We start from the raw sequence: 7,128 nt of genomic DNA on the forward strand, positions 1-7,128 counted from the left end.
CCGATGCTTTGGGCCCTGATCAAGAAGGAACTGCTCGCGCTGCGGCGCGACATGCACGGCCTGGCCGCGCTGTTCCTGATGCCGATGATCTTCATCGTGCTGATGTCGCTCACGCTCAAGGACATCTACCGCCCGCCGCTGGCCGCGCTGAACTATGCGGTCGACGTGCGCGACAACGGCACGCCCGCGCAGTGGCTGCTGCAGCTGTGGCGCAAGGCCCATGGCGCGCCCGAGCCGCTGGGCGCCGACTGGCAGGCGCGGCTGCGGCGCGGCGAGCTCAAGTACGTGATCGTGCTGCAGCCGGGGCTGTCGGACGAGCTCGAATCGGTGGCGCTCTCGACGCGCCCCTACATCCAGCTGCTGACCGAGCCCGGCATCGACAGCAACCTGCACAACGCGCTGCGTGCCGAGCTGGTCGGCGCCTCGGGCGAACTCAAGGCGCGGCTCGCGCTGCAGGTGCCGGGCACCGCGGGGCCGGCGCAGGGCGCGTCGATCCAGGCGCTGGTGCAGGCCGAGCGCTTCGCGAGCAGCGGGCCGCGGCCGACCTCGGTGCAGCAGAACGTGCCGGCCTGGCTGGTGTTCGGCATGTTCTTCGTGGTGGCCTCGCTCTCGAGCCTGCTGGTGCAGGAGCGCGGCTCGGGCGCGCTGGGCCGGCTGCAGAGCCTGGGCGTGTCGCGCGCCATGCTGCTGGCCTCGAAGGCCTTGCCCTATCTCGCGGTGAACGCGGTGCAGGCGCTGCTGATGCTGGCCGCGGGCATCTGGCTGATGCCGCTGATCGGCGGCGACGCGCTGTCGCTCGCGGGCATCGACTGGGGCGCGCTGCTGGTCGCGCTGGGCGCGGTGAGCCTCGCGGCCGTGAGCCTCTCGCTGGCGCTGGCCTGCGCGGTGCGCAGCCATGCGCAGGCCGCCACCATCGGGCCGATGGTCAACGTGCTGATGGCGGCCGCGGGCGGGATCATGGTGCCCAAGTTCGTGATGCCGGGCTTCATGCAGCGGCTGGTCGAACTCTCGCCGATGAACTGGGGCCTCGAGGCCCTGCTGACCGTGCTGCTGCGCGGCGGCGGCGTGGCCGACACGCTGCCGCAGGTCGGGCGGCTGGTGGTGTTCGCGGCCGCCATGTTCGTGCTCGCGGTCTTTCTCTTTCGCAGGCGCACGCCATGAACCCCGTCACTCCCGAATTCATCGCCCGGCTCAAGACGCTGGTGCTCGAAGCCGTCGAGAAGGAGCCGCCGCCCGGCGGCCTGTCGGACGACGAGGCCCTGTTCGGCCCGGAGGCGCGGCTGGACCTCGACTCGCTCGATGCGCTGCAGGTGTCGATGGCGATCCAGCAGGCCTTCGGCGTGCGCATGCCCGACAGCAAGGAGACGCGCCGCGCGCTGAGCTCGGTCGCGCACCTGGCCGAGCACCTGCTGCGCGAGCAGAGGGCATGAACGCACGATGAGGGCGGTGTACCTCGGCGGCGTGGGGCTGGCCTGCGCGCTGGGCGACGATCTGGACGCGGCGATCGCCAGCTTGCGCGCGGGCGGCGTGCGGCCCGTGCCGGTGGCCGTGTCGGCGCAGGCGCAGTGGCCGGTCTACCAGTTGTCGGCGAGCGATGGCGGGTGGGACGAACGCGTGCGCCGGCGCGTGCGCGCGGTGGTGGCGCAGGCCGATCGCGCGGGCGGCGCGGTGTCGCGCGACGCGCCGCTGTTCGTCGCCTCGTCCTCGCTCGACATCGGCCACATGGAGCACGAGAAGGACGACCGCCGGCTCGGCGGCGACCTGCTCGACTTCGCCGAGATCGTGGCCGGCGCGCTCGCCTGGCGCGGCCCGGTCTTCACCGTGTCGACGGCCTGTACCTCGGCGCTCAATGCGATCCTCGCGGCCTCGGATCTGCTGCGCGGCGGCGGGGCCGAGGAGGCGCTGGTGCTCGGCGCCGAGCCCGACAACCGCTTCACCGTGGCGGGCTTCGGCGCGATGCAGCTGCTGTCGCCCGATGGCGCGCGGCCCTTCGGCGCCGGCCGCGACGGGCTGGTGCTCGGCGAGGCCTTCGCGGCGCTGCAGTTGCGCACGCGGCCCGCGCGTTGGCGCATTGCGGGCGGCGCGAACAGGGTCGACGGCAGCAACCCCGCGGGCAACGAGGCGGGCGCGGTGCGTGCCGTGTGCGAAGCCGCGCTCGCACAGGCCGGGCTGCGGCCGCGCGACATCGGACTGGTCAAGGTGCAGGCCGCGGGAAGCCCCGGCAACGATGCGGTGGAGGCGCAGGCGCTGCGCGCGCTGTTCGATCCGCTGCCGCCGCTGGTGTCGTTCAAGACCGCGATCGGCCACACGCTCGGCGCCTCGGGCGCGGCCGAGCTGGCCTTGCTGACCGGCTGCATCGCGCACGGCGCCTGGCCGGTGGCGACGCATGCGCCCGACGCGGCGCTGGGCCTGGCGCTGAGTGCCTCGGCGCCGCACGGACTGCGGCATCTGCTGTTCAACGTGCTGGGCTTCGGTGGCGGCCATGCGGCGCTGGTGCTCGAGGATGCGGGGGAGGGCGCGCCATGATCGAGGGCTGGCGCGTCGTCGCGCATGTCGGTGCCGACCCCTTGCCGGACGACTGGCACGCGCAGCTCGTGCAGCGGCTCGGCTACCGGCCGCGCCGCGTCGGCACCTGGACCGAGCTCGCGATGCATGGCGCGCTGCGCTGCATCGACGCGGCCGGCGAGGCCGCGCTGCCCGCCGGTGCACGCCTGCGCGTCGGCAGCCGACGCGGGCCCTGGGCCGCGACCTGCACCGGGCTCGAGCAGCTCGATGCGGGGCTCACCATGCCCTTCACCTTCATGCAGAGCCAGCCCGCGCTGGCGCTGGCCGAGGTCGGCCGCTGCCTGGGCTGGCGCGGCGACGGCAGCTTCGTGCTGAACCGCGATGCGGCGCAACTGCTGCGACTGGTGGTGCATGGCGCGGGGGCCGATGGCCTGCTGCTGGGCCAGGTCGAGGAGGCCGGTGGCGCCTTGCCGATGCGCTCGGAATGGTGGCGGCTGCTGCCGGCCTGAGATATCGGCGGCGCGCTCAGCCCGCGATTGACCGGCGCAGGTTCTCGCGCGCGCAGACCTCGAGCAGGGCGTGCATGCGCGGCGTGGCGTAGATCGCGTCGCGGTCGAGGAAGCGTTGCAGGATCGCGCGCCGGCGCGGCAGGCGGATCTCGAGCGGCACGAAGGCGTATTCGCGCCCGACCTGCTCCTCGTACTCATCGAAGCGCGCGCGCTCGGCGCCGAGGATCGAGAGGTCAATGTCGATCAGCAGTTCGGCATCGCGGCCCTCGGGCACGGCATCGTGGCGCGTGGCCATCACGAGTTCGTGCACGCGCTGCGCCGCGTCCTCGCCGGCCTCGAAGCTGCGCAGCGCCTCGAGCGCCCAGGCGGCGCTGCGTGCCTCGTTGTCGTGCCCATGCACGTCGTAGATTGCGTCATGGAACCACAGCGCGAGCGCCACTTCGCCGGGCCGCTGCGCGGCGGCCTGCTCGCGCTCGAACCAGGCCAGGCATTCGCCGAGGTGCTGCAGCGTGTGGTAGTGGCGCTGCGGCTCGGCGTAGCGGCGCTGCAGCTCGTCGCACAGCGCATCGCGCTCGGGCGTGCCGGGTTGCGCGATGCCGAGCGCGCGCCAGGCGGCGTGCCAGTTCGCCCGCAGGGCCGCGCTCGACAAGGGCGTCATCGCGTGGCCCTCACTGCGGCAGCGGCATCGGTTGCCGCGGCGAGGAGGCGGGCGACAGCGGTTGCGAGGCCGTCGGCTCGGTCGGCGTCGATTGCAGGGGCAGCGGCATCGGTTGCGCATCGAGCCTCGGCTGCGAGCGCAGCGGCGCGGGGGCCGGCGCCAGCACCGGCTGCGGCGCCGGCGCATAGCCCATCGCCGCCTTGACCTCGTTGCCGAGGTCGAGCACCGACATCGCGTAGTAGCTGCTCCAGTTGTAGCGCGTGATCACGTAGAAGTTGCGCGTGCCCGCCACGTAGGTCGGCGCGGCGTTGGCGCCGTTCTGCAGCTCGATCAGCGCAAGCAGGCCGCGATGGCGCTGGCCCTCGCCGTCTGGCACCGCGCCCGCGGCCACGAAGCTGTCGGCGCTGAAGCTCGGCAGGATGTCGGGCGCCAGCAGGATGTCCTTGCGCAGCCGCGACTCGTCGAAGCGCACCGGGTAGATCGCGGGCATGCCCGGCTGCCAGCCGAAGGCCTTGAAGTAGCTGGCCACCGAGCCGATCACGTCGGCCGTGTTGTTGACCAGGTCGATGCGTCCGTCGCCGTCAAAGTCCACTGCGTACTTGGCGATGCTGCTCGGCATGAACTGCGGCATGCCCATCGCGCCCGCGTAGCTGCCCAGCGGCACCATCGGGTCGTCGGCGGTGCGGCTCTCGGTGCTCAGGAAGCTCTCGAGCTCGCCGCGGAAGAAGGCCTGCCGCTCGGCCGCGCGCGGATGGCCCTGCGGGAAGTCGAAGGCCAAGGTGGCGAGCGCGTCGATGACGCGGAAGTTGCCCATGTTGCGGCCATAGATGGTCTCCACGCCCACGATGCCCACGACGATCTCGGGCGGCACGCCGTAGGTGGCCTCGGCGCGCGCGAGCAGGTCGGCATTGGCGCGCCAGAAGCGCACGCCCGCGGCGATGCGCGTGGCATCGATGAAGCGGCTGCGGTAGACCTGCCAGTTCTTCACCGTGCCCACCGGTCCCGGCAGCATCAGCCGCGGCACGTTGGGCAGGAAGCGCGCGCCGCCGATGGTGGCGCGCACCCATTGGCGGTCCAGGCCCCGGCGCGCCGCGACCTCGTCGGCGAAGCGCATCGCGTCGTCGCGCGTGGCGTAGGGCGTGCTGCCGACCACGGCCTTGACCGCGGGGCGGGGCTGGGCCGCGGCCTGCGTGGCGAGCCCGGCGGCACAGGCGGCAAGAAGGGCGAGGGCAGCGGCGCGGACCGGCTGATGCCGCGTGGAAAGGGAGGATCGCATCGGCCGATTGTGCCGCCCGGCCGCGCGAGGGCCGGCGGGCGACACATGTGGTTGCGTTCAGCCGGGTTGCAGTGCGGGCCCGGCCTTGCGCGCAGGCCATGGCAGGCGACGGAACTCGGCGCGCAGCGCGGCCGGCGTGCCGGTGCCGTCCGGTGCATAGCGCTGGGCCTCGAGCTTCAGCAGCCAGTCACGCAGCGGCGCGCTTTCATCGATGCCGAAGAAGGCTTCGGCCAGCGCCGCCATCTGGCGCGGCGGCGCGGTGTCGGGCACGGCGAGGCCGGCCTTCGCGAGCCGCGCGCGCGCACGGCCGAGCAGGCGCAGCCAGGGATCGTGCTGGCTGCGTTCCCACAACGTCCAGAGCGCGCCGGCCAGGCTCGCGCCCACCAGCAGATAGAGCAGCACGTAGGCCAGGTCCTCGAGGCTCGGCGCCTCGAAGCCGATGTTCTTCAGCAGGTCGAGCTGGCGGCTCTGCGTGTAGTTGAGCACCCACTGGTTCCAGCCGTTGTTGACGGCCTCCCAGGTCGCGCGCAGGTTCTGCGCGAAGGTCGGGCTCATCGCGATGACGGCGCCCGCGAACAGACCTGGCGCCTGCACGAGGCGCATCGACTGGCCGACGCGTCCCGGTGCCACCGCGCCCGTGGGATCGACGCGCACCCAGCCCTTGCCGGCCTCCCAGACCTCGGCCCAGGCGTGGGCATCGCTCTGGCGCAGCACCCAGTAGCCGTCGATGCCGTTGAGTTCGCCGCCCTGGTAGCCGGTGACGATGCGCGCCGGCACGTTCATGCCGCGCATCAGCACCACGAAGGCCGAGGCGATGTGCTCGCAGAAGCCCTCCTTGCGGTCGAACCAGAACTCGTCGGCGGTGTCGTTGCCGTAGACGCCGGGCTCGAGCGTGTAGCTGTAGCCGCCGGTGCGCAGCCGCCGCAGCACCGCCTGCACCAGCGCGGGCGTGGCGGCACCGGCCAGGGCCGGGTCGGCGAGCATCTCGCGCGCGAGTGCCGCGGTGCGCGGGTTCGAGGCGGGCGGCAGCGCGAGGTAGGCGCGCAGCGTGTTCGCGCTGTTCGCGGGGCCGCTCTCGAAGCGCGTGTAGCTCTGGGCGCGATAGCGCACCAGGTCCGACAGCGGCCGGTTCACGAACCATTGCAGGTCCGAACTGCCCGTGACCTCGTAGCCCGGCAGTTCGGGCGCGCGCGGTGCGGCGTCGAGGGTGAGCAGCCAGGGACGGTTGCTGGGCTCGAGCGTGACCTCGTAGCCCAGCGGCTCGCCGCTGGTGCGCAGCTCGGAACTGGCCGCGCCGCGGCGCCAGGACGGCAGCGCGGTCCATTCGCGGCCGTCGAACTGCGCGAGCACCGGGCCGCGGAAGTAGAGCTGGCTCTGCGGCGGCGCGCGGTTGCCGTCGAACTTGATGCGTGCTGCCACGCGCCCGTCGAGCGCGAGCTCGGCGATGGTGCCCACGCGCATCGTGTTCGACAGCCCGCTGCGGCCGGCCATCGCGTCGCCGGGCGTGCCCCACAGCGGCGCGAAGCGCGGGAACAGCAGGAACAGCGCGAACATGATCGGCGCGCCCGCGAGCGCCATCCACCCCGCGGTGCGCGCCGCCTGCGCGAGCGGCGGCCGGCCCACCGGCATGTGGGCGTTGACCAGTGCGGTCAGCAGGCCCAGCAGCGCGAGCAGCATCGTGATGGCGGTGGCGAGCGACTGCGAATAGAAGAAGTTCGTGAGCATCGCGAAGAAGCCCAGGAAGAAGACGACGAAGGCGTCGCGGCGCGCGCGCAGCTCGAGCGTCTTGAGTGCGAGCAGGATCACGATCAGCGTGACGCCGGCGTCGCGGCCCAGCAGGGTGCGGTGGGTGGCGAAGGTGGCGGCGACCGTCACCACGAGCAGGGCGATGCGCCACCAGCGGGAGGGGAGGGGTTTGGATTGGACGGCGAGGGTGCCGCGCCAGATCAGGACTGCTGTGGTGAGGGTGGTGCACCACCAGGGGAGGTGGTCTACCTGGGGGAGGATGATGAGGGCTATGACTGCCAGGAGGAAGAGGGTGTCTCTTGTGTCTCTTGGCAATGTGGCCATCGTTAGCTTCTTCATGAGGTTGGTTTCTTATGAAGGCTGTTGGCCGGGTCTCGCCCCGGCGGGCGAGTCACTTTCTTTTGCTTCGCCAAAAGAAAGTAACCAAAGAAAAG

Annotated in this window: 6 protein-coding genes and 1 pseudogene; 4 read left to right on the forward strand and 3 right to left on the reverse strand. The window is 72.3% G+C overall.

Going from position 1 to position 7,128, the window contains the following annotated elements; translation table 11 throughout:
- Positions 1 to 3: 3 nt before the first annotated feature.
- Genes AC07RM_RS22805 through AC07RM_RS22820 form a run of 4 tightly spaced genes read left to right on the forward strand, consistent with a single transcriptional unit; the run spans position 4 to position 3,014 of the window.
- Positions 4 to 1,161: an ABC transporter permease gene (locus AC07RM_RS22805; protein WP_495335957.1), complete on the forward strand. Its 1,158-nt coding sequence runs from the start codon at positions 4 to 6 to the stop codon at positions 1,159 to 1,161.
- Positions 1,158 to 1,430, forward strand: a complete 273-nt coding sequence (locus tag AC07RM_RS22810) for an acyl carrier protein (RefSeq protein ID WP_495335958.1) — start codon at positions 1,158 to 1,160, stop codon at positions 1,428 to 1,430. Before AC07RM_RS22805 ends, AC07RM_RS22810 begins: the two co-directional genes overlap by 4 nt.
- A gap of 7 nt (positions 1,431 to 1,437) precedes the next feature.
- A complete protein-coding gene (locus tag AC07RM_RS22815; protein ID WP_495335959.1) occupies positions 1,438 to 2,526 on the forward strand; it encodes a beta-ketoacyl synthase N-terminal-like domain-containing protein in 1,089 nt (362 codons plus the stop codon).
- Positions 2,523 to 3,014: a hypothetical protein gene (locus AC07RM_RS22820; protein ID WP_495335960.1), complete on the forward strand. Its 492-nt coding sequence runs from the start codon at positions 2,523 to 2,525 to the stop codon at positions 3,012 to 3,014. The genes AC07RM_RS22815 and AC07RM_RS22820 overlap by 4 nt, the downstream gene beginning before the upstream one ends.
- Positions 3,015 to 3,030: 16 nt before the next feature.
- Here AC07RM_RS22820 and AC07RM_RS22825 read toward each other — a convergent pair whose 3' ends face one another.
- From AC07RM_RS22825 to AC07RM_RS22835, 3 genes and pseudogenes are all read right to left on the reverse strand, one after another.
- A complete protein-coding gene (locus AC07RM_RS22825) occupies positions 3,031 to 3,672 on the reverse strand; it encodes an HD domain-containing protein (RefSeq protein ID WP_495335961.1) in 642 nt (213 codons plus the stop codon).
- Between the two features lie 190 nt (positions 3,673 to 3,862).
- Positions 3,863 to 4,948 (reverse strand): annotated as a pseudogene (mltB, locus tag AC07RM_RS22830) (lytic murein transglycosylase B); the annotation flags it as partial.
- A 57-nt stretch (positions 4,949 to 5,005) separates the two neighbouring features.
- Positions 5,006 to 7,033 carry a transglutaminase TgpA family protein gene (locus AC07RM_RS22835; protein ID WP_495335962.1) on the reverse strand — a complete coding sequence of 676 codons (2,028 nt, stop codon included), beginning with the start codon at positions 7,031 to 7,033 and terminating at the stop codon, positions 5,006 to 5,008.
- Positions 7,034 to 7,128 lie beyond the last annotated feature (95 nt).

Source organism: Variovorax sp. GW821-FHT09B05, from assembly GCF_059418265.1.

Coding starts and splice junctions, on each gene's coding strand:
- AC07RM_RS22815 (WP_495335959.1), top strand. CDS start 1,438: ATGAGGGCGGTGTACCTCGGCGGCGTGGGGCTGGCCTGCGCGCTGGGC.
- AC07RM_RS22820 (WP_495335960.1), top strand. CDS start 2,523: ATGATCGAGGGCTGGCGCGTCGTCGCGCATGTCGGTGCCGACCCCTTG.
- AC07RM_RS22835 (WP_495335962.1), bottom strand. CDS start 7,033: ATGAAGAAGCTAACGATGGCCACATTGCCAAGAGACACAAGAGACACC.
- AC07RM_RS22810 (WP_495335958.1), top strand. CDS start 1,158: ATGAACCCCGTCACTCCCGAATTCATCGCCCGGCTCAAGACGCTGGTG.
- AC07RM_RS22805 (WP_495335957.1), top strand. CDS start 4: ATGCTTTGGGCCCTGATCAAGAAGGAACTGCTCGCGCTGCGGCGCGAC.
- AC07RM_RS22825 (WP_495335961.1), bottom strand. CDS start 3,672: ATGACGCCCTTGTCGAGCGCGGCCCTGCGGGCGAACTGGCACGCCGCC.